Origin of the sequence: Streptomyces sp. NBC_00271, assembly GCF_036178845.1 — a bacterium.
Classification (GTDB): domain Bacteria; phylum Actinomycetota; class Actinomycetes; order Streptomycetales; family Streptomycetaceae; genus Streptomyces.
Window position 1 is genome coordinate 5,741,597 of record NZ_CP108070.1, and the last position, 24,403, is coordinate 5,765,999.

22 protein-coding genes are annotated in these 24,403 nt (G+C 69.2%); 15 read left to right on the forward strand and 7 right to left on the reverse strand.

Features of this window, described 5'->3' with window-relative positions; all coding sequences use genetic code 11:
* Positions 1–225: 225 nt before the first annotated feature.
* From OG798_RS26240 to pstB, 7 genes are all read left to right on the forward strand, one after another.
* The gene (locus tag OG798_RS26240; protein ID WP_054232368.1) at positions 226–2,457 is read left to right on the forward strand and encodes an RNA degradosome polyphosphate kinase; all 2,232 of its coding nucleotides are present in this window, start codon (positions 226–228) and stop codon (positions 2,455–2,457) included.
* The gene (locus OG798_RS26245; protein ID WP_095853883.1) at positions 2,438–3,541 is read left to right on the forward strand and encodes a CHAD domain-containing protein; all 1,104 of its coding nucleotides are present in this window, start codon (positions 2,438–2,440) and stop codon (positions 3,539–3,541) included. The genes OG798_RS26240 and OG798_RS26245 overlap by 20 nt, the downstream gene beginning before the upstream one ends.
* Positions 3,542–3,551: 10 nt before the next feature.
* Positions 3,552–3,974 carry an NUDIX hydrolase gene (locus OG798_RS26250; protein WP_095853882.1) on the forward strand — a complete coding sequence of 141 codons (423 nt, stop codon included), beginning with the start codon at positions 3,552–3,554 and terminating at the stop codon, positions 3,972–3,974.
* Between the two features lie 271 nt (positions 3,975–4,245).
* A complete protein-coding gene (gene pstS, locus OG798_RS26255; RefSeq protein ID WP_095853881.1) occupies positions 4,246–5,382 on the forward strand; it encodes a phosphate ABC transporter substrate-binding protein PstS in 1,137 nt (378 codons plus the stop codon).
* A gap of 104 nt (positions 5,383–5,486) precedes the next feature.
* Positions 5,487–6,497, forward strand: a complete 1,011-nt coding sequence (gene pstC / locus OG798_RS26260; RefSeq protein ID WP_121415706.1) for a phosphate ABC transporter permease subunit PstC — start codon at positions 5,487–5,489, stop codon at positions 6,495–6,497.
* The gene (pstA, locus tag OG798_RS26265) at positions 6,494–7,558 is read left to right on the forward strand and encodes a phosphate ABC transporter permease PstA (RefSeq protein ID WP_095853879.1); all 1,065 of its coding nucleotides are present in this window, start codon (positions 6,494–6,496) and stop codon (positions 7,556–7,558) included. Before pstC ends, pstA begins: the two co-directional genes overlap by 4 nt.
* A gap of 53 nt (positions 7,559–7,611) precedes the next feature.
* Complete coding sequence (gene pstB / locus OG798_RS26270; RefSeq protein ID WP_054232362.1) at positions 7,612–8,388, forward strand: phosphate ABC transporter ATP-binding protein PstB; 777 nt, start codon at positions 7,612–7,614, stop codon at positions 8,386–8,388.
* Between the two features lie 803 nt (positions 8,389–9,191).
* On the opposite strand, the gene OG798_RS26275 is transcribed toward pstB, so the two are convergent.
* Both OG798_RS26275 and OG798_RS26280 read right to left on the reverse strand, forming a co-directional pair.
* Positions 9,192–10,190 carry an inorganic phosphate transporter gene (locus OG798_RS26275; protein WP_095853878.1) on the reverse strand — a complete coding sequence of 333 codons (999 nt, stop codon included), beginning with the start codon at positions 10,188–10,190 and terminating at the stop codon, positions 9,192–9,194.
* Positions 10,191–10,195: 5 nt separating this feature from the next.
* The gene (locus OG798_RS26280; RefSeq protein ID WP_054232360.1) at positions 10,196–10,816 is read right to left on the reverse strand and encodes a DUF47 domain-containing protein; all 621 of its coding nucleotides are present in this window, start codon (positions 10,814–10,816) and stop codon (positions 10,196–10,198) included.
* Between the two features lie 347 nt (positions 10,817–11,163).
* Between OG798_RS26280 and OG798_RS26285 the strand changes: the two genes are divergently transcribed.
* Positions 11,164–11,511: a metal-sensitive transcriptional regulator gene (locus tag OG798_RS26285; RefSeq protein WP_306454785.1), complete on the forward strand. Its 348-nt coding sequence runs from the start codon at positions 11,164–11,166 to the stop codon at positions 11,509–11,511.
* A gap of 42 nt (positions 11,512–11,553) precedes the next feature.
* Here OG798_RS26285 and OG798_RS26290 read toward each other — a convergent pair whose 3' ends face one another.
* Positions 11,554–11,739 carry a hypothetical protein gene (locus OG798_RS26290; protein WP_067371445.1) on the reverse strand — a complete coding sequence of 62 codons (186 nt, stop codon included), beginning with the start codon at positions 11,737–11,739 and terminating at the stop codon, positions 11,554–11,556.
* A gap of 132 nt (positions 11,740–11,871) precedes the next feature.
* Positions 11,872–12,711, reverse strand: coding sequence for a hypothetical protein (locus OG798_RS26295; RefSeq protein WP_095853876.1), 840 nt, complete (start codon positions 12,709–12,711; stop codon positions 11,872–11,874).
* A gap of 482 nt (positions 12,712–13,193) precedes the next feature.
* Here OG798_RS26295 and OG798_RS26300 point away from each other — a divergent pair, with 482 nt between their 5' ends.
* Positions 13,194–14,771 carry an FAD-binding oxidoreductase gene (locus OG798_RS26300; RefSeq protein WP_267062238.1) on the forward strand — a complete coding sequence of 526 codons (1,578 nt, stop codon included), beginning with the start codon at positions 13,194–13,196 and terminating at the stop codon, positions 14,769–14,771.
* A gap of 34 nt (positions 14,772–14,805) precedes the next feature.
* Here OG798_RS26300 and OG798_RS26305 read toward each other — a convergent pair whose 3' ends face one another.
* The 3 genes from OG798_RS26305 to OG798_RS26315 all read right to left on the reverse strand — a co-directional run bounded on the left by OG798_RS26305 (position 14,806) and on the right by OG798_RS26315 (position 17,647).
* Positions 14,806–15,507: a phosphatase PAP2 family protein gene (locus tag OG798_RS26305; protein WP_267062239.1), complete on the reverse strand. Its 702-nt coding sequence runs from the start codon at positions 15,505–15,507 to the stop codon at positions 14,806–14,808.
* A 190-nt stretch (positions 15,508–15,697) separates the two neighbouring features.
* Entirely contained in the window at positions 15,698–16,699 is a 1,002-nt protein-coding gene (locus tag OG798_RS26310; protein WP_121418417.1) for a C40 family peptidase, read from the reverse strand.
* Positions 16,700–16,888: 189 nt separating this feature from the next.
* The gene (locus tag OG798_RS26315) at positions 16,889–17,647 is read right to left on the reverse strand and encodes a trypsin-like serine peptidase (protein WP_267062240.1); all 759 of its coding nucleotides are present in this window, start codon (positions 17,645–17,647) and stop codon (positions 16,889–16,891) included.
* A 268-nt stretch (positions 17,648–17,915) separates the two neighbouring features.
* Here OG798_RS26315 and OG798_RS26320 point away from each other — a divergent pair, with 268 nt between their 5' ends.
* From OG798_RS26320 to OG798_RS26345, 6 genes are all read left to right on the forward strand, one after another.
* Positions 17,916–18,761, forward strand: coding sequence for a helix-turn-helix domain-containing protein (locus OG798_RS26320; RefSeq protein WP_257016708.1), 846 nt, complete (start codon positions 17,916–17,918; stop codon positions 18,759–18,761).
* Positions 18,762–18,779: 18 nt separating this feature from the next.
* The gene (locus tag OG798_RS26325) at positions 18,780–19,016 is read left to right on the forward strand and encodes a DUF397 domain-containing protein (protein WP_097225465.1); all 237 of its coding nucleotides are present in this window, start codon (positions 18,780–18,782) and stop codon (positions 19,014–19,016) included.
* Positions 19,010–19,912, forward strand: a complete 903-nt coding sequence (gene bla / locus OG798_RS26330) for a class A beta-lactamase (RefSeq protein ID WP_388306210.1) — start codon at positions 19,010–19,012, stop codon at positions 19,910–19,912. Before OG798_RS26325 ends, bla begins: the two co-directional genes overlap by 7 nt.
* 372 nt (positions 19,913–20,284) lie before the next feature.
* Positions 20,285–21,661, forward strand: coding sequence for a S53 family peptidase (locus tag OG798_RS26335; protein WP_435864126.1), 1,377 nt, complete (start codon positions 20,285–20,287; stop codon positions 21,659–21,661).
* 378 nt (positions 21,662–22,039) lie between these two features.
* Entirely contained in the window at positions 22,040–23,377 is a 1,338-nt protein-coding gene (locus OG798_RS26340; RefSeq protein WP_267062241.1) for a S53 family peptidase, read from the forward strand.
* Positions 23,378–23,939: 562 nt separating this feature from the next.
* Positions 23,940–24,248, forward strand: coding sequence for a hypothetical protein (locus OG798_RS26345; protein WP_054232206.1), 309 nt, complete (start codon positions 23,940–23,942; stop codon positions 24,246–24,248).
* The last annotated feature ends 155 nt before the right edge of the window (positions 24,249–24,403 follow it).

Genomic DNA, 24,403 nt, shown 5'->3' on the forward strand with positions numbered 1-24,403 from the left:
TCCCGCACGTCATGTCGCCGTAACCATCGATTCAGACGAGCTTGCGACGCTCAGCCAATGAAGCCCGCCGTGCCAGAGCCGTCGCCTCCGCCGGAGCACGAGACCTCTCCGACGACGGGGAGCAAGGCGGTACCGGGGTCGCGGAACGGGAACATCCGCCTCACCCCGCTGCCGCTCGCGCTCTCCGACGCGCCGGTCTCGCTCCCGGCGCGGAAGAATGGGTCCATGAACCAGCCCAGCGCCCAGGCACCGGTGCAGCACCCGCAGCCCTCCGTCGGCTCCATCGCCGCGCACCGCCCGCACACCGTGGCGGCGAACGTCTCCGACCTCGAGCCCGACATCGACGCCGACCTCGACGCCTACGAGGACCTGGTGCAGGACGGCATCATGTTGCCGCAGGGCCGGTTCCTCGACCGCGAGCGCAGCTGGCTGGCGTTCAACGAGCGGGTGCTGGAGCTCGCCGAGGACCCGAGCACGCCCCTGCTCGAACGGGCGAACTTCCTGGCGATCTTCGCCAGCAACCTGGACGAGTTCTTCATGGTCCGGGTGGCCGGACTGAAGCGCCGCATCGCGACCGGCGTGGCCACCAAGTCCGCCTCCGGCCTGCAGCCCCGCGAGGTCCTGGAGATGATCTGGGCCCGCTCGCGCGAGCTCATGGCCCGGCACGCGGCCTGCTACCAGGAGGACGTCGCCCCCGCGCTCGCGGAGGAGGGCATCCATCTGGTCCGCTGGAGCGAACTGACGGAGAAGGAGCAGGCCCGCCTCTTCACCCTCTTCCGGCACCAGATCTTCCCGGTCCTGACCCCGCTGGCGGTCGACCCCGCGCACCCCTTCCCGTACATCTCGGGTCTGTCCCTGAACCTCGCGGTCGTCGTACGGAACCCGGTCAGCGGCCACCGGCACTTCGCGCGCGTCAAGGTCCCGCCGCTGCTCTCCCGCTTCCTGGAGGCCTCCCCCAACCGCTACGTCCCCATCGAGGACGTGATCGCGGCACACCTGGAGGAGCTCTTCCCGGGCATGGAGGTCCTGGAGCACCACACCTTCCGGCTGACCAGGAACGAGGACCTGGAGGTCGAGGAGGACGACGCCGAGAACCTGCTCCAGGCGCTGGAGAAGGAGCTCATGCGGCGCCGCTTCGGGCCGCCGGTGCGCCTGGAGGTCGAGGAGTCCATCGACCGGTACGTCCTCGATCTCCTCGTACGGGAACTGAAGATCTCCGAGGCGGAGGTGTACCCCCTGCCGGGTCCCCTGGACCTCACCGGCCTCTTCGGCATCGGCGCCCTCGACCGGCCCGAGCTGAAGTACCCGAAGTTCATCGCGGGAACGCACCGCGACCTGGCCGAGGTCGAGTCGGCGTCCGCGCCCGACATCTTCGCCGCCCTGCGCGAGCGTGACGTCCTGCTGCACCACCCGTACGACTCCTTCTCCACCTCCGTACAGGCCTTCCTGGAGCAGGCGGCGGCCGACCCGGACGTGCTGGCCATCAAGCAGACGCTGTACCGGACCTCGGGCGACTCGCCGATCGTCGACGCCCTGATAGACGCCGCCGAGTCCGGCAAGCAGGTCCTCGTCCTCGTCGAGATCAAGGCGCGCTTCGACGAACAGGCCAACATCAAGTGGGCCCGCAAGCTCGAGGAGTCGGGCTGCCATGTCGTGTACGGACTCGTCGGGCTGAAGACCCACTGCAAGCTGTCGCTGGTCGTCCGGCAGGAGGGGGAAACGCTCCGGCGCTACTCCCACGTCGGCACCGGCAACTACCACCCGAAGACCGCACGGCTGTACGAGGACCTCGGCCTGCTCACCGCCGACCCGCAGGTCGGCGCGGACCTGTCCGACCTCTTCAACCGGCTCTCCGGCTACTCGCGCCGCGAGACCTACCGCCGTCTGCTCGTCGCCCCCAAGTCCCTGCGTGACGGGCTGATCGCGCGGATCAACAAGGAAGTCCAGCACCACGTCGCCGGACGCCCCGCCTATGTCCGCATCAAGTGCAACTCGATGGTGGACGAGGCGATCATCGACGCGCTGTACCGCGCGTCCCAGGCCGGAGTGCCCGTCGACGTGTGGGTGCGTGGCATCTGCGCGGTCCGGCCGGGCGTCACCGGCCTGTCCGAAAACATACGGGTACGGTCCGTGCTCGGCCGGTTCCTCGAACACTCCCGTGTCTTCGCCTTCGGCAACGGCGGCGAGCCCGAGGTCTGGATCGGCAGCGCGGACATGATGCACCGCAACCTGGACCGGCGGATCGAGGCCCTGGTCAGGATCACCGACCCGGCACACCGCGCAGCCCTCAACCGGCTGTTCGAGACCGGGATGTCCGACACCACCGCCTCCTGGCACCTGGGCCCGGACGGCGAGTGGACCCGGCACTCGACCGACGCGGACGGCCAGCCCCTGCGGAACGTCCAGGAGATGCTCATAGACGCCCGGAGGCGCCGGCGTGGCACAGCAACACCTTGAACCCCCCACCGACTCCCCGGCCGGGCCCATGTCAGGAGACGCCCTCGCGGGCTACCTGAGGGCCCAGGCCACGGAGTTCCTCCGCTCCCTGCGACAGCACCGGGAGAACGGCACCGACGCGGGTACCACCGCCCGGGCGAAGCCGAGAACGGAGTCGCGCGCCGAGTCGCGAGACGTGTCACGAGCGGGGGACAACGGCTCCGGGGAATCGGTCGACGCGGCGCGCGCCCTGCGCCGCTCGGCCCGCCGCATCAGCGGCACCCTGCACACCTTCCGACCGCTGCTCGACGCGGAGTGGTCGGAGGGCATGCGGCCCGAACTGGCGTGGCTCTCGGGCACCCTGGCCCGTGAACACGCCTACGCGGCCCGCCTGGAACGGCTGATCGGCGCGCTGAACCGGCTCTCGGGCGCGGCCGGTTTCCCGGCACAGGCCGCGCAGGACACCGGGGCGCCGGCCAAAGGCGGCCTGACCGTCGGCGCCGCGAAGGCGGGCGCGCTGCTCGACCGCCAGCTGACGCTGGCCCGCACCCGGGCCCACTCGGCCGCCCTGCAGGCGCTCGGCTCCTCCCGCTTCCACGCCGTCGCGGACAGCGTCGCCGTGCTCGCCAGCGAGGTGCCGCTCACCCCGGCGGCCACCACGGCCGACCTGCGCCCGCTGGCCGCCGCCGCGTCGGACCGGCTGACCGACGCGGTCGCCGCGCTGCCGCTGGTCACCGCGGGCCACCCGTACAACGCCGAGGCCCTCGTGCACGGCCTCTCCGCGGACACCGCGCCCCATCCCCAGGACGCGCCCTGGCACCAGGTCCGGCTGCTGCTGCGCCTGCACCGCTACGCGTGCGAGGTCCTCTACGGGCAGGACGCCCCCATCGACGTACGACTGCTCCGCGCGGGTCAGGCCCTCAACCGGCACCGGGACGCGGCGGAGGCGGCCGCGGCCGCCGCGTCGGCGGCCCGCACCCCGCGCATCGCCCCGGCCACCGCGTACGCGCTCGGCGTGCTCCACGCCGACCAGCGGCACGAGGTGGAGGCGGCACGGTTCGCGTTCCAGCAGAACTGGCAGAAGGAAACCGTGCGCACCCCGTGAGGGAGGCCTGATGACCGAGGACACCTTCAAGGCCGTACGGGCGGCGGGCTGCGTCCTGTGGCGCCGCTCGCCACTCGGCGGTGAGCTGGAGATATGTCTCGTCCACCGGCCGAAGTACGACGACTGGTCGCATCCGAAGGGCAAGCTCAAGCGCGGCGAGGAACCGCTCGCGGGGGCGCTGCGGGAGGTCCGGGAGGAGACGGGGTACACCGCCGTGCCCGGCACGGCCCTGCCCACCCTCCGTTATCCCGTCGCCGGCCGCCCCAAAGAGGTCCGCTACTGGGCCGCCGAGGCGACGGACGGCCACTTCACTCCGACCGACGAGGTCGACCGCATCCTGTGGCTCTCCCCCGCCGCGGCCCGCGACCGTCTGACCCAGCCCAGGGACGCCGATCTGGTTGACGCCCTGCTGAGTGTGCTGCACCTCACTTAAGCGAACCAACCAGCCATATCCGTACACACCCGGTCGCATGCAGTAACAACGATCGGGACCCCACCGTGTCCTCGACGTAAGCGTTCCGTGACCTCACCGCACCGCCCACAGGGGTTCACCCTCCGTTCACTTACGGCCATCGACGCCTTCACCTGATCTGCCTAATTTCGGCCTTACCCGGTGCGGAACGCCTCCTGCGTGTGGCCTCCGCATCACACACACCTCGCACGCCGCCAACCAGACGGCGGCTCCTGGAAGGAACACCCCAACAGTGAAGCTTCAGCGCAAGAACCGGCTTCGCGCCCTTTCGCTCGGTGCTGTCGCCGTCTCCGGCGCCCTGGCCCTCACGGCGTGCGGCTCCGACGACACCGGCAGCAAGAGCAGCGCCACGGGCGGCGCGACGACGGGCTCCGCCAGCTCGATCAAGTGTGACGACGCCAAGGGCCAGCTCCTCGCCGACGGCTCGTCCGCGCAGAAGAACGCGATCGACGCCTGGGTCAAGCAGTTCAGCGCCGCCTGCTCCGGCGTGCAGATCAACTACAAGGGCGGCGGCTCCGGCGCCGGCGTCACCGCGTTCACCCAGGGCCAGGTCGCCTTCGCCGGCTCGGACTCCGCGCTGAAGCCCGAAGAGCTCGCCGCCTCCAAGAAGATGTGCACCAGCGGTGGCCAGGGCATCGACCTCCCGATGGTCGGCGGCCCGATCGCGGTCGGCTTCAACGTCCCGGGCGTCGACAAGCTCGTCCTGAACGCCTCGACGATCGCCAAGATCTTCGACAGCAAGATCAGCAAGTGGAACGACTCGGCGATCGCGAAGCTGAACCCGGGCGTCACGCTGCCCGACCTCAAGATCCAGGCGTTCCACCGCTCGGACGAGTCCGGCACCACGGACAACTTCACCAAGTACCTGATCGCCGCGGCCCCCGCCGACTGGAAGTACTCCGGCGGCAAGGCCTGGCAGGCGAAGGGCGGCCAGTCCGCTCCGCAGTCCTCCGGTGTCGCCCAGCAGGTGAAGCAGACCTCCGGCGCCATCGGCTACATGGAGCTGTCGTTCGCCAAGGACAGCATCAAGGCGGCCAGCATCGACACGGGCGCCAGCGCCCCGGTCGACGCCACCGTCGAGAACGCCACCAAGGCCATCGCGGACGCCAAGGTCATCGGCACGGGCAAGGACCTCTCGCTCAAGCTGAACCGCGCCACCAAGGCCGACGGCGCCTACCCGATCACCCTGGTCACGTACGAGATCGTCTGCGACAAGGGCAACAAGTCGGACTCGCTGGCCGCCACCAAGGCGTTCCTGACCTACATCGCGAGCGAGGACGGCCAGAAGGTCCTCTCCTCCATCGACTACGCGCCGATCCCGGCCGACATCATCGCCAAGGTCCGCACCACCATCGCGGGCCTCAGCTAACCAAAGTGTGCGGCCCGGCCCCGGTTCGGGGCCGGGCCGCACCGTCCGGTGCACCGCCGCCAGGAGCCGCACACCAAGTACGGCTCTGCAGACCGGAGATCCCGATGGACATATCGACACAGAACACAGACGCAGCTCCTCCCCCCACCCCCCAGCCTTCCGTGGCCCTGCAGAAGCGTGCGAGCCGCGGCACCACCCGACCCGGTGACCGGATCTTCCTCGGTCTCTCCCGTGGGTCGGGCATCTTCCTGCTGGTGATCATGGCCGCCATCGCGGTCTTCCTCACCTATCGCGCCTCGCTCGCGATCAGCAAGGACCACGGCAACTTCCTCACCACCTTCGAGTGGAACACCAACACCATCCCGCCGGTCTTCGGCATCGCCGTCCTGGCCTTCGGCACGGTGGTCTCCTCGATCATCGCCATGGCCCTGGCGGTTCCCGTCGCGGTCGCCATCGCGCTGTTCATCACGCACTACGCACCGCGCAGGCTCAGCGGCCCGGTCGCCTACGTGATCGACCTGCTCGCCGCCGTGCCGTCCATCGTCTACGGCCTGTGGGGCGCGCTCGTCCTGGTGCCGCACATGAACGGCCTCTTCGGCTGGCTGGACAAGTACTTCGGCTGGACCGGCATCTTCGAGTGGCAGGGCGGCGCGCCCCGCTCGATGCTCACCGTCAGCATCCTGCTCGCGATCATGATCCTGCCGATCATCACCAACGTGAGCCGCGAGGTCTTCCGCCAGGTCCCGCAGATGCACGAGGAGGCCGCGCTGGCCCTCGGCGCCACGCGCTGGGAGGTCATCCGCATGTCGGTGCTGCCCTTCGGCCGCTCCGGCGTCATCTCCGCGTCGATGCTGGGTCTCGGCCGCGCGCTCGGTGAGACAATGGCCGTCGCCACGGTCCTCTCGCCGACCTTCGACATCAACGCCAGCCTGCTCGACCCGGGCGGCGGCACCTTCGCACAGAACATCGCCAGCAAGTTCGGCGAGGCGACCGCGGACGGCCGTGACGCGCTGATCGCGTCCGGTCTGGTCCTCTTCGTCATCACCCTGCTGGTCAACGGCGCGGCCCGGGTCATCATCGCCCGTCGCGCGGAGTACTCGGGGGCCAACGCATGAGCCACTCAGCACCCGCCATGGGCAAGCGCCCCAGCACCCTGCGCGGCGCGACCCTGCCGAAGTGGTCCCCGTGGGCGATCGCCGCCGGCGCCATCGTGCTCGCCGTGGTCATCGGCCTGGTCGGCGGTCTCGACAGCAAGGTCCAGTGGGGTCTGATCGCCGGAATCCTCTTCGTCCTCGGTACGTACGGCATCGCCGCGCGCGTCGAGGGCCGCCGACAGGCCAAGGACCGCGTCGCGACCAGCCTCGTCTGGGTCTGCTTCCTCATCGCGGTCGTCCCGCTGGCCTCGCTGATCTGGACCACCGTCAAGCGCGGTGTGAAGGTCTTCGATGTCTACTTCCTGACCCACTCGATGGGCGTGGTCGCGGACTCCGAGCCCGGCGGTGGCATCTACCACGCCATCATCGGCACGCTGGAGCAGGTCGGTCTCGCCACCCTGATCGCGGCGCCGATCGGTGTACTCACCGCGGTCTACCTGGTGGAGTACGGGCGCGGCAAGCTCTCCACGGCCATCACGTTCTTCGTCGACGTGATGACGGGCATCCCCTCGATCGTCGCCGGTCTGTTCATCCTGAGCCTGATGCTCATCCTGGACCTGGAGCCCTTCGGCTTCGCCGGTTCGCTGGCCCTGGCCATCCTGATGATGCCCGTCGTGGTCCGCTCCACCGAGGAGATGCTCAAGCTCGTACCGAACGAGCTGCGCGAGGCCTCCCTGGCGCTCGGCGTGCCCAAGTGGCGCACGATCCTCAAGGTGGTCCTGCCGACCTCGATCGGTGGCATCACGACCGGTGTCATGCTCGCCGTCGCACGCATCACGGGCGAGACCGCCCCGGTGCTGCTGCTGGTGTGGGGCACCAACTTCATCAACACCAACCCGTTCTCCGGAGCGCAGGCCTCGCTGCCGCTGTACATCTACCAGCAGTACGCGAACAGCGCCGGTTCGAACGCGGCGTACGACCGTGCCTGGGCGGCTGCGCTCGCCCTGATCGCCTTCGTGATGATTCTCAACATGGTGGCTCGCGGCATCGCCCGTTGGAAGGCACCGAAGACAGGTCGCTGACGCGGCCATATCAGCGACCAGCAGCATCCCCCTCGAAAGAAGCAGTGATTGACATGGCCAAGCGAATCGACGTAAGCGGTCTCACCGCCTACTACGGCTCCCACAAGGCGATCGAAGACATCTCGATGACGGTCGAGCCGCGCTCGGTGACGGCGTTCATCGGCCCCTCCGGCTGCGGCAAGTCGACGTTCCTGCGCACGCTCAACCGTATGCACGAGGTCACCCCCGGCGGCCGGGTCGAGGGCAAGGTCCTCCTCGACGACGAGGACCTCTACGGCCACGGCATCGACCCCGTCGCCGTGCGGCGCACGATCGGCATGGTCTTCCAGCGTCCCAACCCCTTCCCCACCATGTCGATCTTCGACAACGTGGCGGCGGGTCTGCGTCTGAACGGCTCGTACAAGAAGTCCGAGCTGAACGACGTCGTCGAGAAGTCCCTCAAGGGCGCGAACCTCTGGAACGAGGTCAAGGACCGCCTCAACAAGCCCGGCTCGGGTCTGTCCGGTGGTCAGCAGCAGCGTCTGTGCATCGCGCGGGCGATCGCGGTGGAGCCGCAGGTCCTCCTCATGGACGAGCCCTGCTCGGCGCTGGACCCGATCTCGACCCTCGCCATCGAGGACCTGATCGGCGAGCTGAAGGAGCGCTTCACGATCGTCATCGTGACGCACAACATGCAGCAGGCCGCGCGTGTCTCCGACCGCACCGCGTTCTTCAACCTGGCCGCGGTGGGCCAGCCGGGACGGCTCATCGAGATCGACGACACGGAGCGCATCTTCTCCAACCCGTCGGTGCAGGCCACGGAGGACTACATCTCCGGCCGCTTCGGCTGAGCCGTTTCCACCCATACCCCTCGCGGTGCTGCATGGCGGTGCCACCGCGAGGACGAGAAGGGCCCGCCCCTGGCTCCCGGGGGCGGGCCCGCTCGTCTTCGACGAGGACGAGGACCAAGGGCGAGGGGTCGGTCGGGGTCGGGGAGGGAGTCTTCCGGCTACGGGCCGACGGGAGTTGCCCCCAGAAGCGGGGGCCCCACATCCCCCACCCACCCGATTTGTTTGGCTGCAGGCCCGGTGGGGGCTTGGCGCGCAGTTCCCCGCGCCCCCAGAGACGGGGCTTCGCCCCGAATCCCCCACCCACCCGGAGCCCTTCGGCTGCCGGCCGGTGGGGGCTGATCGCGCAGTTCCCCGCGCCCCTGAAAGCCCCGCCCCGGGCCCGCACCTTTCAGCCCGTCCGGCGCTTGAGGGCGAGGTCGGAGGCCGATGTACCCACCCACCCCGACCCGCATCACTCAGCCCGTCCGGCGCTTGAGGACGAGCCCGGGGGCCGATGTACCCACCCACCCCAACCCGCATCACTCAGCCTGTCCGGCGTCTGAGGACGAGCCCGGAGGCCGATGCGCCCACCCACCCCGACCCGCATCTTTCAGCCCGTCCGGCGCCTGAGGGCGAGCCCGGAGACCGATTCCCCACCCACCCCGGCCCGCATCACTCAGCCCGTCCGGCGTCTGAGGACGAGCCCTTTGGGCGATCGGGGGTCCGGGGGCGGAGCCCCTGGCGGGGTGGAAGGGGCGGAGCCCCTGGGGATGGGACGGGTAGGGGCGGCGGGGGCGAGAAGCGTTGGTGCTGCGCCCGGCGTCCTACAGGAACGCCAGGTTCACGACCCAGAAGCTGGCGGCAGCCACCAACCCCGCGGCCGGCATCGTGATGAACCACCCCAGGACGATGTTCTTGGCGACACCCCAGCGAACCGCGTTCACCCGCTTCGTCGCCCCGACACCCATGATCGCCGAAGTGATGACATGCGTGGTCGAGATCGGCGCCTTGAAAAGAAACGCCGTGGCGAACATGATCGACGCCCCCGTCGTCTCCGCGGCGAACCCCTGCGGCGGATCCAACTCAATGATCTTGCGCCCGAGCGTCCGCATGATGCGCCACCCACCGGCATACGTCCCCAGCGACAGCATCACCGCACAGACGATCTTCACCCACACCGGAATCGGGTCGTCCGACTTCTGGACGTCGCCGATGACGAGCGCCATCACCACAACACCCATCGTCTTCTGGGCGTCCTGAAGACCGTGCCCGAGCGCCATCCCGGCCGCGGACACCGTCTGCGCGATACGGAACCCCCGCTTGGCCTTGTGCGGATTGGCCCGCCGGAACAGCCACATGATCGCGCACATGACCAGATAACCGACGATCAGACCGACGACCGGCGACAGGAACATCGGGATGATGACCTTGTCCACGACCCCGGACCACAACACCTTCGTACCGCCCGCGAGCGCGGCCCCCACCAGTCCCCCGAACAACGCGTGCGAGGAGGACGACGGAAGCCCGAAGTACCAGGTGACCAGGTTCCAGACGATCGCCCCGACGAGCGCGGCGAAGAGGATCCCCATCCCCTTCGACCCCTCGGGCGTCGCGATCAGCCCCTTGCTGACCGTGTTCGCCACCCCGCTCCCGAGGAACGCACCGGCGAGGTTCATCACCGCGGCCATGGCGAGCGCGGCCCGCGGGGTCAGCGCCCGCGTGGACACCGACGTGGCGATGGCGTTCGCCGAGTCGTGGAAGCCGTTCGTGTACGTGAATCCGAGCGCGACCAGAATGGTCACGACCAGCGCAAAGGTGTCCACGAAGTTCAGGACTCCTTGACGGCGATGGTCTCCACCGTGTTCGCCACATGTTCGAACGCGTCGGCCGCTTCCTCCAGCACATCCACGATCTGCTTGAGCTTCAGGACTTCGATGGCGTCGTACTTGCCGTTGAAGAGGTGGGCGAGCAGCTTGCGGTGAATCTGGTCGGCCTGGTTCTCCAGCCGGTTGACCTCGATCCAGTACTCGGTGAGGTTGTCCATCGTCCGCAGGTTCGGCATGGCCTCGGCCGTCAGCTCGGCGGCCCGGGCCAGTACCTCGATCTGCTGTTCCACACCCTTGGGGAGCTCCTCGACCTGATACAGCACGACCAGGTCGACGGCCTCCTCCATGAAGTCCATGATGTCGTCGAGGGACGAGGCCAGGTTGTAGATGTCCTCGCGGTCGAACGGCGTGATGAAGGAGGAGTTCAGCTGGTGGAAGATCGCGTGAGTGGCGTCATCACCGGCGTGTTCGGCGGCCCGCATGCGCTCTGCGATCTCGGCCCGGGCGGAGGCGTCCGCCCCGAGCAGTTCCATCAGGAGTTTCGAGCCCGTGACGATGTTGTCCGCGGAGGCGGAGAACATGTCGTAGAAGCTCGTCTCCCTGGGGGTCAGACGAAAGCGCACTTGGGGTCCTCGGAGTCCTTTTGTTCGGTCAGGCTGATGCTAGGCGCATCATCCGGCCACGGCTAACCGGCCGTCCCCCAGTGTCGCCCATCAGGCACAGTGATCAGCACAGGGTCCGGTCCCGGCATCCGGCAAGGGCCCTATACCCAGCAAAGTTCGTTACCATATACCCACCAGGGGTATATATACCGGACCATCAGGAGGACGCGATGACGACCACCGAGGCCGGCGCGACGGCGCCCTCCGGCGAGACCAAATCGGTTCAGGAGGTCCGGGACATTTCGAACATCCAGGCCCCCACAGACACCGAGGAAGTCGGGAGCGACGGAGCCGGGAGCGAGGACGTCGTGAGCGAGGGAGCAGAGACCGGAGCCGTCGAGACCGGAGGCGTCGTGACCGACCACGACCGCGGCATCCACGGCTACCACAAGCAGAAGGCCGAACACCTCAAGCGCCTGCGCCGCATCGAGGGCCAGATCCGCGGTCTGCAGCGGATGGTCGACGAGGACGTCTACTGCATCGACATACTCACCCAGGTCTCCGCCTCCACGAAGGCCCTCCAGTCCTTCGCGCTCCAGCTCCTCGAGGAACACCTGCGCCACTGCGTCGCCGACGCGGCCCTCAAGGGCGGCGAGGAGATCGACGCGAAGGTCGAGGAGGCCACGAAGGCGATCGGCCGCCTGCTGCGCACATGACACGAGCGCACGGGGATACCGAAGTGCGCACGTGAAGCGGGCCTACTCCCCCGTGCCGCTCCCCCGGGTGCGCTCTTCGGCCACCTTCAGCACCTCGTCGATGCTCTCCAGGCTGAGCCGCTCCTCATGGGCGGCCGAGGCCGCGATGATCAGGTCGCCGCACAGCTCGATCTCGGCGAGGGCCACGTGGTCCTGAACTGCCGTACCGCCGACCGGAGCCACGTGCATCACCTCTTCCTGCCGTCACCGACTTCCTAGGGTAGGGAGCGGCCTACACACCGCGCATGGCACGGAAGGGCCATTTCCAGCCCTCAACTCCTCCTCATCCATGCACCGGCAGCCACGCCGGCGGACGGACGTCTACGGCTCCGCGATCTTCCCCGCGAAGATGTCCTCGGGTTCCGGAAGCCGTACGCGGGCCGGGACCCCGAAGTCGTACAGCAAGGTCGTCGAGGCGACCGCGACAGTGCCCTTCTGCCGCCCGTTGATGAAGCTGAACCGGTTCCGGAGCTTGCGGACGCGCCCCTGGTCGTCGAGGTAGGCGTCGAACGGGACTTCGGCGGTGGCGAACCCTTTCGCCGCCGCCGCGAGTGCCCTCCGGTTCCCCCGCGAGGCGCTCCGCGCGGCGATGTCCAGGTCGGCGGTCCCGCGATAGTGCCGCACCGGCGTCCCGGCCACCTCCGTCCTCCCCATGTACGTCGCCGTCCGCGCCCCCCGCAACAGCTCCGCCGCGGCGAACGGGTCGGTGGCGCCGCCGGTCACGAGGTTCCCGTCGGAGAGGGTGGCCGTGTCGACGCGCACCCATTTGTCGGCGGGGACACCGGCGCCGCGGTTCTTCATGAACAGGGCGCCCGGGGCGAGGAGTTCGGTGATCGGCCGGTGCTCGACGGCGCCCGCGGGATCCTGCGGCAGCAGCACCTTCAACTGCCCCAGCTGCTTCTTGAAGTCGTAGACACCCTGGCCGCGGATGGTGACCCGGGTCCCGCCGGTGGCCATCTCCATCGACGTACGGGTCTTTGCGCTACCTGCGCGCTCCAGTGTGGCGGCGGCCCGGTGCAGTACCTCGACGGAGGTGATGCCCTCGCGCGCGTCCTCGGCACCGGCCCTGCCGACGGAACATCCGCCGACGCAGACCATGAGCCCCGCCATCGCGACCGCGACGACACCCGTGCCCATCCGACTCTGCTGCTGCGCCACCATCGTCCGCCGACCCCCAGCCGGTCCGTCCCGGGCCTCCTGTCGTTCCGGTTAACGACGGGTAGGGACGGCCGTCACGCGGCGTCGATTCCTTTACTTGCCTTGGGTAACGTTGTCGGTGTGGCGCAACCGGAGGAGACCCGTCCCGTCCAGGAACACCGAACGACGACGATCGAGCAGGGTCGCTTCTGTCTGGCGCATTGCACCTGCGGCTGGCGAGGCCCGGCCCGCCGCGCCCGCAGCCTGGCCCGCACCGACGCCGCGGGCCACTTGGTGAACACACCGCTCACATAGCGCCCCAAAAGCGGCGTGACCAACCTCTCGCCCATGTGCGGCCAAAAAGGCCCAGACCAGGTTCAAGATGGGGGCGAGATCCGCGCGGGATCACGGACATGTCCCGGTTCCGTCCCGCGCCCGGCCGCCGCGGAACCCCCAGAACCCGGCACACGTCTCGTCCCACGCACGGGAAACAACGGGAGGCGCACATGCAACGGCGTACGTTCATAGGTGGCGGCGCGGCCGCACTCGCGGCAGCGGCCACGGCCGCGTGCAACGGCAAGGGCAGCGGGGGCAAGGCGGCGGCCACGGACACGGCCGACGCGTCCATCCACACGGCCACCGCCAGCACGGGCACGGGCAGCGGCCTGGCCGCTCACGCCGCCGCCAACTGGACGGCCCTCGCCAAGGACCTCGACGGCTCGCTGGTCCGCCCCGGCGACCGCAGCTGGTCGACGGCCCACCAGCTGTACAACACCCGCTTCGACTCCCTGAAGCCCACCGCCGTCGCGTACGTCGCCCACGCGGACGACATCCGTACGACCATGGCCTACGCCCGCGCCCACAACATCCCGCTGTCGATCCGCAACGGCGGCCACTCCTACGCGGGCTGGTCCTCCGGAAACGGCCGGCTGATCCTGGACGTGTCGAAGCTCAACACCATCCGGGCGTCCGCGAACGAGGCGGTGGTCGGCGCCGGATCCAAGCTGATCGACGTCTACCGCGCGCTCGCCGCGAAGGGCGTCACGATCCCGGCCGGTTCCTGCCCGACCGTCGGCGTCTCCGGTCTGACCCTCGGCGGCGGCCACGGCGTGGTGTCACGGGCGTACGGCCTGACCTGCGACAGCCTCACCCAGGCGACGCTGATCACCGCGGACGGCAAACAGGTCGTGGCGAACGCGAGCGAGAACAAGGACCTCTTCTGGGCCCTGCGCGGCGCCGGCAACGGCAACTTCGGTGTCGTCACCGAGCTGCGCTTCAAGACCCACGCCGCCCCGCAGGCCGTGTCGGCGTACATGACGTGGCCCTGGGCGAAGGCCGCCGCCGTGGTGAAGGCCTGGCAGGAGTGGGGCCCCAGCCAGCCGGACGAGATCTGGTCCTCGCTCCACCTGGAGAACGGCAGCGGCACGCCCACCGTCGCCGTCGCCGCCTTCTCCCTGGGCACCTACGGCGAACTCCAGAACGCCGTGGACCGCCTGGCCACCAAAGTCGGCGGCCCCGCGCGCAGCGTCTCGCTCAAGAAGCACTCCTACAAGGAGTCGATGGAGGCGTACGCGGGCTGCTCCTCGTTCCCCACCGAGGCCCAGTGCCATCTGCCGGGTTCGACGCCGGGCCGCTCCTCGCAGGGCGCCCTCGGCCGTGAGACGTACGCGGCCCGCTCGGACTTCTTCGACCACTCGATCTCCGCGGCCGGCATCCAGACGCTGCTGCACCAGATCTCCTCGGTCCGCGGCGGCGCGGGCAGCATCGCGCTCACCGCACTGGGCGGTGCGGTCAACCGGGTCTCGCCGACCGCGACGGCGTTCGTGCACCGGCGTTCCCGCATGCTCGCCCAGTACATCGCCTCCTGGGGCGCCGGCGCCTCCGGCACCACGGTCCAGTCCTGGCTGACCTCCGCCCACTCCGCGATGGCCCCCTACGCCTCCGGTGCCGCCTACCAGAACTACACGGACGCGACCCTCACCAACTGGCGCAAGGCGTACTACGGCGACGCGGCGACCCGCCTGGCGGCCCTGAAGAAGCAGTACGACCCGAACCGCTTCTTCACCTTCCCCCAGTCCCTCTGAGCGCCCCGTAGGCAACCGCCACCCGGCGGAGCGCCTACGCGGCGAGGTCCGGCTCCTCGGGGCGCTCCGCCCGCGCCCCGGGAATCAGCGCCTCCTGCCCCGCACGCCCCACGCTCCGCGCCCGGATCAGCCATCCGGCGCGCGGCGAGCGCTCCACGGCCTTCGTCACCGGGGTCAGCAGGGCCATGGCGAGCGGGGACAGCAGCAGGGCGACGGCGGTGCCGAGGGCGAAGCCGCCGATGACGTCCGTCGGATAGTGCACGCCCATGTAGACCCGGCAGAAGCCTTCGAGCAGCGCGACCCCTATCCCGACGAGCCCGAACCTCCGGTTCGCGACGAACAGCCCGACGCCGATCGCCATGGTGAGCGTCGCGTGGTCGCTGACGAAGGAGAAGTCGGTCTTGCCACTGACCAGGACGTCGAGCCCCTGGTGGTCCACGAAGGGGCGGGGCCGCTCCACGAAGCCCCGTATCGGCACGTTCACCAGCACCGCGACGCCGGCCGCGAGGGGCGCCCAGACGAGCGCGGCCACCGACGGGGCGGCGTTCTCGTCGCCGCGCCGCCGCACGGTCCACCAGCACCACAGCACCAGCAGGACCATGGCGAGCAGCAGCCCGTACTCTCCGACGAACTCCATGCCGCGGTCGAACCAGTGCGGCGCGTCCTTGGCGAGGCCGTTGATGTCGTACAGCAGGTCCACGTCGGGGTTCGAACCGGATTCGGCGAGTCCAGCCATGGTGCTGCGGCCCCTTCGTCGTCTTTCCGCGGGCGCAGCCTTTCGTGCGGCGCCCGATCCACCCCCGTGGTTGTAGATCGGCTCTACGTCAACAGGAACGCACATTCCCCTTCAGTACGTTCCACCCTCCACCGAATGATCACGCAGACGTTATCGAAGAGAGATACATCGTCGCAGCTCAGGGGTGGGATCAAACCGTCGTCGGCAACGCTTTCGCGCCATCTTCGGTCACGCGCGTGGCGCCGAAGTAGTCGGGGGTGTCTATGGGGTCGAAGCGGATGACGGCACCCGTTCGCGGTGCGTCGATCATGTACCCGCCACCCACATAGATACCGACGTGCCGAATGGTCCGCGAGTTGGTGAGGTCGTCGGAGAAGAACACCAGATCGCCTGGAAGCAGTTCCGCGCGCGCGGGGTGCGGTCCGGCGTTGTACTGGTCGTTGGCGACGCGCGGCAGGGTGACTCCGACGCTTTCGTACGCCGCCTTGGTCAGACCCGAACAGTCGAAGCGTCCGCCCTGGTCAGCGGTTCCGTTGCCGCCCCACAGGTAGGGCGTGCCGAGCTTCTTCTGCGCGTAGTAGATCGCCGCGGCGGCCTGTTGCGAGGGATCCACCCGGCTCACCGGCCGCGCGAAGCTCTTCGCCAGAGTTGTGATCGTCTTCACATAATTCTGGGTCTCCTTGTACGGCGGCACGCCTCCGTACTTGATGACCGCGTAGGCCCCCGCGTTGTAAGCGGCGAGCATGTTCTCGGTGGTGTTCCCCGGCGCGTCCTTCACATAGGAAGCGAGCTTGCAGTCGTAGGAGGCGGCCGACGGAATCGCGTCATTCGGGTCCCATACGTCGCGCCTGCCGTCCCCATTGCCGTCGATTCCGTGCGTGGCCCAGGTGCCGGGGATGAATTGCGCTATACCCTCCGCCGCCGCCGGACTCTTGGCGTTCGGGTTGAATCCACTCTCCTGATACAGCTGTGCGGCGAGCAGCGCCGGATTGATCGCGCCGCACAGATTGCCCCACTTCTGTACGAGCGTCTGGTACGCGGCCGGCACGGCACCCTTGGCGAGCCCGACCGATCCGCCGCCGACTCCGTTGGCCAGGTTCCCGGCCACCATGTAGACGCCGACGACCAGCGCCGACATGAAGGCGAGCCCCACCCCGGCGACGGCGGTCACCACGACCCACGTCTTACGCACCGTCAACCGCCCCTCGCCGCCCGGGAGTCCGCCGGACGTCAGTCTAGAGGCGACCCCTGTGCGAGGAAACGATCACACACGACAAGAAACGGGGGCGCGAAGTGCGCCCCGAACCCCTCCCGCACGCCCCGAACCCGCCCCGTACGCCCCGAACCCGCCCCGCACACTTCGCACCCGCCCCGCGCGCCCCTAACCCGCCTTGCGCGCCGCCTTGTACAACTTCGCGGCCTCTTTCCCGAGGACGACGCTGAACGAGACGTCGTCGGTGTCCCCGCCCGCCTCGTGGCCGCCGATGACCCCGACGACCTGCCCGTCGCCGTTCACCCAGGGGCTGCCGCTGGTGCCGCCGGCGAAGGCGGGGCACTCGATGCGCTGTTGGGTTCGGCTGTGGACGGTCGGTTTGTTCGTACAGATGATCGGCGCGTCGAGGGTGCTGGGGTAGCCGGTGACCGTGACGGCGGTGGCCCCGGTCTCCCGCCCCGTGGCGAAGGCGTTCCCGCCGACGACGTCCTCGATGCCCTTCGCGCCCCGCTTGGCGACCTCGGCGAAGGCGACGTCACTGTCCTCGTCCTGACCGCCGGTCCAGACGTCACCGACATAGGTCTTCTTGACGTCCCAGATCCCGTACGGCGCCTTGCCGTCCCGATATCCCGGGACGAACCGCAACTTTCCGCCCCCGTCAAGACAGTGTGCGGCGGTCACCAGAAGGTCCCGCCCCTCGCTGTGCACGACCGAGGCTGTGCAGAAGTGTCCGCTCAGGCCGTCACCCGCGTCGAACAAGGCGCCCACACGGGCGCTCGCCTTGTTCACGTCGGCCTGCACGGTCACGCCGAACGGCCCGGGGCCGTCATCGGCGGACGCCACGGACGCGGACGTGACGGCCAGCATCACGACCACGACGAACAAAGCGTTCCGCCGGTTGCCAGGGGGACGAGTGGTGCGCTTCATCGGTTCACACTCTGGCCCACGGAATTAAGAAAAATCCTGGAACCACACTGAGAATCTCCTATGAGTCACCGGTGGGAGCCAACGGAGTCACGACGGCAGGTCCACCGTACGGCCCATCCCCGGCCCTCGCACGCACACTCGACGCCGCAAACTGCCCACAGCCTGTGGACGAACACGGCGAACGGTAAACATGTTCACCGGCCGGCAGGGATCGAGTTCACTACCACTCGTGCGGGCGACCGGCGACAGCCAGGAGACGGAGGAGTCCGTGAGGAGCAACCCGACGGGTCGCCAACTCCGCTTCGGCGCGGAGCTGCGCAAACTCCGGGAGCGCGCGGGCCTGACGGCCACCGGGGCCGGTCAGCTCCTGGGCATCAAGCAGACCCAGGTCAGCAACATGGAGGCCGGGCGCGTGGGCGTGAGCGCCGAACGGGTGCGCGCGCTCGCCGGCCACTACGGCTGCTCGGACCAGGCCCTCGTCGACGCGCTCAGCGCCATGACCACCGAGCGCTCGCGCGGCTGGTGGGAGGAGTACCGCGAGATCCTGCCCGCCGCTCTGCTGGACCTCGCCGAGGTGGAGCACCACGCCGGGCGGCTGCGTACCGCGGTCACGATGCACATCCCGGGCCTGTTCCAGACCACCGATCACGCCCGTGAGCTGTTGCGGCACGTCGTGCCCGAGCTCTCACCACCGGAGATCGAGCACCGGGTGTCGTTCCGCGTCAAGCGCCAGACCGTCCTCTTCACAGACGCCCCGACCGCTCTGGTGGCGGTCATCCACGAGGCGGCCCTGCGCATGCGGTTCGGCGGCCTCACCGTGGCCACGTCCCAGTTGCGGCACCTTCTGGACATGAGCGAGCGGGACCACATCACCCTCAGGGTGCTCCCGTTCGCCACCGGATCCTTCCCTGGTTCCGGCCAGTCGGTCTTCTACGCCGGCGGACCGGTCCCCCCGCTCGACACCGTGCGCCTCGACCAGTCCCACGGGCCGGTGTTCCTCGACGCCGAAGCCCAGTTGCGGATGTACCGCGCCCTCCTCGACCGGATGGAATCGGTGTCCCTCGCCCCCGAGGACTCGCGAGACTTCATCCACAAGCTGATCCACGACCTGTGAAAAGGAAGGAAGTCCCCCGTGGCTGACGTCCCCCCGGACCTCGACTGGGTCCGCGCCGCCCCGGACGACGCGACCGGCCCCGGCCCCTGGATCGAACTCGCCTTCGACGCCGAAGACCTGGTCCACATCCGCGAAACCAGCGACCCCACCAACATCGTCACTACCACTCGGAAGAAGTGGGACGCCTTCGTTCTGGGTGTACAGGCGGGCGAGTTCGACCACTTCGTGGAAGGACTGGAGGACGAGAGATTTTAGGGACCACGACAACACGCCGCACCCTGCTCACCGCGGCCACCACCACCGCCGCCACCCTCGCGCTCGGCGCGGGACCGGCGTACGCGGAGGATCCCCGACAGCGGGACACCCGCGCCCGGCTGCGCGAGCTGGAGGCGCGGCACGGCGCGAGGATCGGCGCGTTCGCGTACAACCTGAGGACAGAGGCCACCGTGCGCCACCGCGCGGCGGAACGCTTCCCCGGCTGCTCGGTGTTCAAGACGCTCGCGGCGGCGGCCGTGCTGCGGGATCTGGACCAGCACGGGGAGACACTCGCCCGGCGCATCCACTACACGGCGGCGGACCTGGCCGGGTACTCACCGAAGACGGGTGAGCCGGAGCACCTGGCGGGCGGCATGACCGTCGGGGAACTGTGCGACGCGGCGATCCGCCACAGCGACAACACGGCGGCCAATCTGCTGCTCCGCGAACTGGGCGGCCCCACGGCGATCACGCGTTTCTGTCGCTCGCTGGGGGACCCGAAGACCCGCCTGGACCGCTGGGAACCGGAGCTGAACACGGCGGAGCCCTGGCGGGTGGAGGACACGACCACCCCGGGTGCCATCGCCGGCACCTACGCCCGGCTCGTCCTCGGCGACGCGCTCCACTACCGCGACCGTGACCGCCTGACGACGTGGCTGCTCGGCAACACCACCAGCGGCGACCGTTTCCACGCGGGCCTGCCCGAGGACTGGACGATCGCCGACAAGACCGGCACCGGCGACTACGGCACCAGCAACGACGTGGGCATCGCCTGGACCCCGGACGGTGCCCCCGTGGCCCTCGCCGTCCTCAGCACCAAACCCGCGCAGGACGCCGCCGCCGACAGCCCCCTCGTCGCCGCCACGGCCTCGGTCCTGGCCGCGGCCGTGGGCTGACGCGATCCCTCAAGACAGTCGGCGACCCCGTCGTCTCTCGGCCGGTGCCGCCCCCGTGTACGCCGCGTTCGTGCGATCCGCGGCCCCACGGGCGGCGGCTTCCGCCGTCACCACCTGCGCCTCGCCCGATGCACAGCCGAGCCGCGAAGCGAGTCAAGCCGACGTCAACTTCCAGCCATCGAGGGGCCATTGAGGGGTAACCCGATCACCCGGGTTCGGTAAGGCGGAAGTCAGAATTCCAGATCTCTCTTGTTTGTCGCGTACTCAACAAGCGAGTGTCTACGCGGGTCACACGGCCCGGCCGCCGGGGACATCGCACCGACGGCAACAGCACCCGCACCGCCCCTGTCAACCTCTCTCAGGAGCTGTACGTTGCGTACTACACCCCCCATACCCCCCACGTCCCCCACACCCGGCAACAGATCGGCCGCACGCACCAACTGGCGCCGCATGGGCTCCGCGGCCGTCGCCACCGCCGCCCTCCTGGTGGCCGGTTTCGGCACCGCCGTCGACGCGAGCGCGGCGGCCGGCACGACCGCGACGAAGACCGTCGTGAGCAAGAGCACCGCCGCCAAGGCCGCTTCCACGAAGGTCACTTGGACCCGTTCCTGCGCCGAGCCCAAGAAGAAGGGGGAGATGGCCTGCAACGCGCTGCGCGTGACCGGCGGCACGACCGCCTTCATGCAGGCCAACGCCCACGCGAACACCGTCACCCCCAAGGCCGCCGCCGACTCCCCCACCGGCTACGGCCCCAGCGACCTCCAGGACGCGTACGGCCTGACCGACGCCGCCGCCTCCAACGGCTCGGGCGAGACCATCGCGATCGTCGACGCCTACGACGACCCGAACGCGGCCTCCGACCTCGCCGCGTACCGCTCGTACTACGGCCTGTCGGCCTGCACCGTCGCCAACGGCTGTTTCAAGAAGGTCAGTCAGACGGGCTCCACGACCTCCCTGCCCTCCGCCGACAGCGGCTGGGCCGGTGAGATCTCGCTCGACCTCGACATGGCCAGCGCCGTCTGCCCCAACTGCAACATCACGCTGGTCGAGGCGAAGTCCTCCTCCATGGCCAACCTCGGCACCGCGGTGAACGAGGCGGTCAAGCTCGGCGCGAAGTACGTCTCCAACAGCTACGGCGGCTCGGAGTCCTCCTCCGACACCTCCTACGACAGCTCGTACTTCAACCACCCGGGCGTCGCCATCACGGTCAGCGCGGGCGACGAGGGCTACGGCGCGGAGTACCCGGCCGCCTCCAAGTACGTGACCTCCGTCGGCGGCACCGCCCTCTCCTCGAGCTCCAACAGCCGCGGCTGGACCGAGAAGGTGTGGAACACCAGCAGCACCGAGGGCACCGGCTCGGGCTGCTCCGCCTATGACGCGAAGCCGACCTGGCAGGCCGACACCTCCTGCTCGAAGCGCATGATCGCGGACGTCTCGGCCGTCGCCGACCCGGCCACCGGCGTCTCGGTCTACGACACCTACGGCGACGGCACCGGCTGGGTCACCTACGGCGGCACCAGCGCCTCCTCGCCGATCATCGCGGCCGTGTACGCCCTGGCCGGCACCCCGTCCAGCGGCTCGTACCCGGCGAAGTTCCCGTACGGCTCGGCCGGCACGTCCGCGCTCAACGACGTGACGTCCGGCAGCAACGGCTCCTGCTCCACGAGCTACTTCTGCACCGCCAAGTCGGGCTACGACGGCCCGACCGGCTGGGGCACCCCGGAGGGAGTCTCGGCCTTCACCGGCTGATCGCATCACCCTCCGCACGGCACGGAGCCGCCGGGCGACGGATTAAGTGGGGATCCACCGGCGGCGCCCGAGACGGGCCGCGGCAGCCTGCCGCGGCCCGTTCGCCATCACGTCCACCCGATCGGAAACTTTGGTAAATCCCTTGACCTTCCTGTGAGTTGAGTCAAGTGGCGCTCAGCCGCAGTCCATCGAGCGGCCATCGAGGAGTAACGCGGCGGCCTCGCTCAGTAATACGGAAGTCAGGATTCCAGACGCCTCTTGTTGTCACGTACTCAACAAGAGGATGGTCATCGGCGGGCCGCTCGGCCCTCCGCCGGGGACACCGCACCGGCGGCGCACCCGCACTGCCCCTGTCAAACACTCTCAGGAGGCTGTCCGTTGCGTACCTCGAATCCCCAAGAGCCCGCCAGACCCGCCGTACGCGGCGGGTGGCGCCGTATCGGAGCAGCAGCCGTCGGCACCGCGGCTCTCGTCCTCGCCGGCTTCGGCGCCGCGGGCCCCGCGAGCGCCGCCCCGGCCGCCAAGGCCACCTCAGCTGCCACCTCCACCTCCTCCAAGGTGACGTGGAGCCCGGCCTGTTCCACCCCCGCGAAGGGCCAGATGGCCTGCAAGGCGCTGCGGGTCACCGGCGGCACGACCGCCTTCCAGAAGGCCAACGCCCACGCGGACGCCGTCACCCCGAAGGCCGCCGACGCCGCCACCCCGTCCGGGTACGGGCCGAGCAACCTCCAGAGCGCCTACGGCCTGACCTCCGCCGCCGCCTCCAACGGCTCGGGCGAGACGATCGCGATCGTCGACGCGTACAACGACCCGAACGCCGAGGCGGACCTCGCCAAGTACCGCTCGTACTACGGCCTGTCGGCCTGCACCACGGCCAACGGCTGCTTCAAGAAGGTCAGCCAGACCGGCTCGACGACCTCCCTGCCCTCCAGTGACGCCGGCTGGTCCGAGGAGATCTCCCTCGACGTCGACATGGCCAGCGCCATCTGCCCGAACTGCAACATCCTGCTCGTCGAGGCCACCTCCGCCACCATGGCCAACCTCGGCAAGGCGGTGAACGAGGCCGTCACCCTGGGCGCGAAGTACGTCTCCAACAGCTACGGCGGCTCGGAGTCCTCCTCCGACACCACCTACGACACCTCGTACTTCAACCACCCCGGCGTCGCCATCACCGTCTCCGCGGGTGACTCCGGCTACGGCGCCGAGTACCCGGCCGCCTCCAAGTACGTGACCTCCGTGGGCGGCACCGCCCTGTCCACCAGCTCCAACAGCCGCGGCTGGACCGAGAGCGTCTGGGAGACCAGCAGTACCGAGGGCACCGGCTCCGGCTGCTCCTCGTACGACGCGAAGCCGACCTGGCAGACGGACTCGGGCTGCTCGAAGCGGACCATCGCCGACGTCTCGGCCGTCGCCGACCCGGCCACCGGCGTCTCGGTCTACGACTCCTACGGGGTCACGGCCGGCTGGTACACCTTCGGCGGCACGAGCGCGTCCTCGCCGATCATCGCCGGTGTGTACGCCCTCGGCGGCACCCCCTCCAGCAGCTCCTACCCGGCGTCCTTCCCCTACGCGTCGGCCGGTACCTCGGCCCTCAACGACGTGACCTCCGGCAGCAACGGCAGCTGCGGCTCCAGCTATCTGTGCACCGCGAAGTCGGGCTACGACGGCCCGACCGGCTGGGGCACCCCGGAGGGAGTCTCGGCCTTCACCGGCTGACCCGCCGGAGATACGGAAAACCCCCGAAAGCACGGGAAAGCGGGGGGAACTGCCGGGGAGGACGTGGGGATCCTCCGGCAGTGCGGGGAACGGGCCGCGGCAACCAGCCGCGGCCCGTTTCCGTGCGCCACGGCGACGGGGATAGCCTTCGGGGCAGCGGCCGTGCGTCCACATCGGGCGGACGCGCGACCCGAAGAACATCGGCTCGACAACCCGTCAGAAACGCGGCGGGCGCGCAGGGATGGTGCGAGGAGCGGCGGGGCGACCACCCCGCACTCGTCGTAGAAGGGGTTAACGACGGAACCACACCACAGGTTCCGGTTCGACTTCATTGCCCGGCGTGACCAGCCGTGATACACAGAGTGACCATACGACTCTTTGCATACCGTCGCACGCCTCCCGAAAGGGGCCCGCGTACGCCGGTGACAAGGGATTCGTACGAAAACCGCCAATCAATGACGCCAAGTCGACATACGACAGCGGCATTGTCGGCGAGAATGGGCCCGACCTCTGCGCACAGTGGCAGGGGGTGCAGAACTACCCACTAGGGGCGGTGACTTACATGCTTTTCGCAGCCGACAAGGGCGACATCACCACAATCATCGGCGGAATCGCCCCGGACTGGGGTCCCTTCGGCAGCCTGGGCAACGAGGCCAAGACGATGATCCAGGTCGTGATGGCCGTCGCCATCCTGCTCTGCCTCGGGATCGCGATCTGGGGAGCGGCGAAGCAACGTATCGGAGCAACGGCGCTCCGCGACACGTTCAGCGCCGAACAGGGCAAGGGTCTGATCATCGCGGGCCTCACCGGAGTCTTCATCATCGGCTCCCTCGGCACGCTCTTCACCATCGTGTACGGCATGGCCGTCTAGCTTCGGCCGGGCACCCGGCTCCTCACCTCATCTCCTCCCTCCCTGTCCGACCCACCCGTCCGTCGTGCCCACCGGCTGAGGTTGCGTTTCCCTGATGTCGAGTCACCACACCGCGTCCGCGCGGGAACCAGCACGACTACCGTCGTACTACGCGG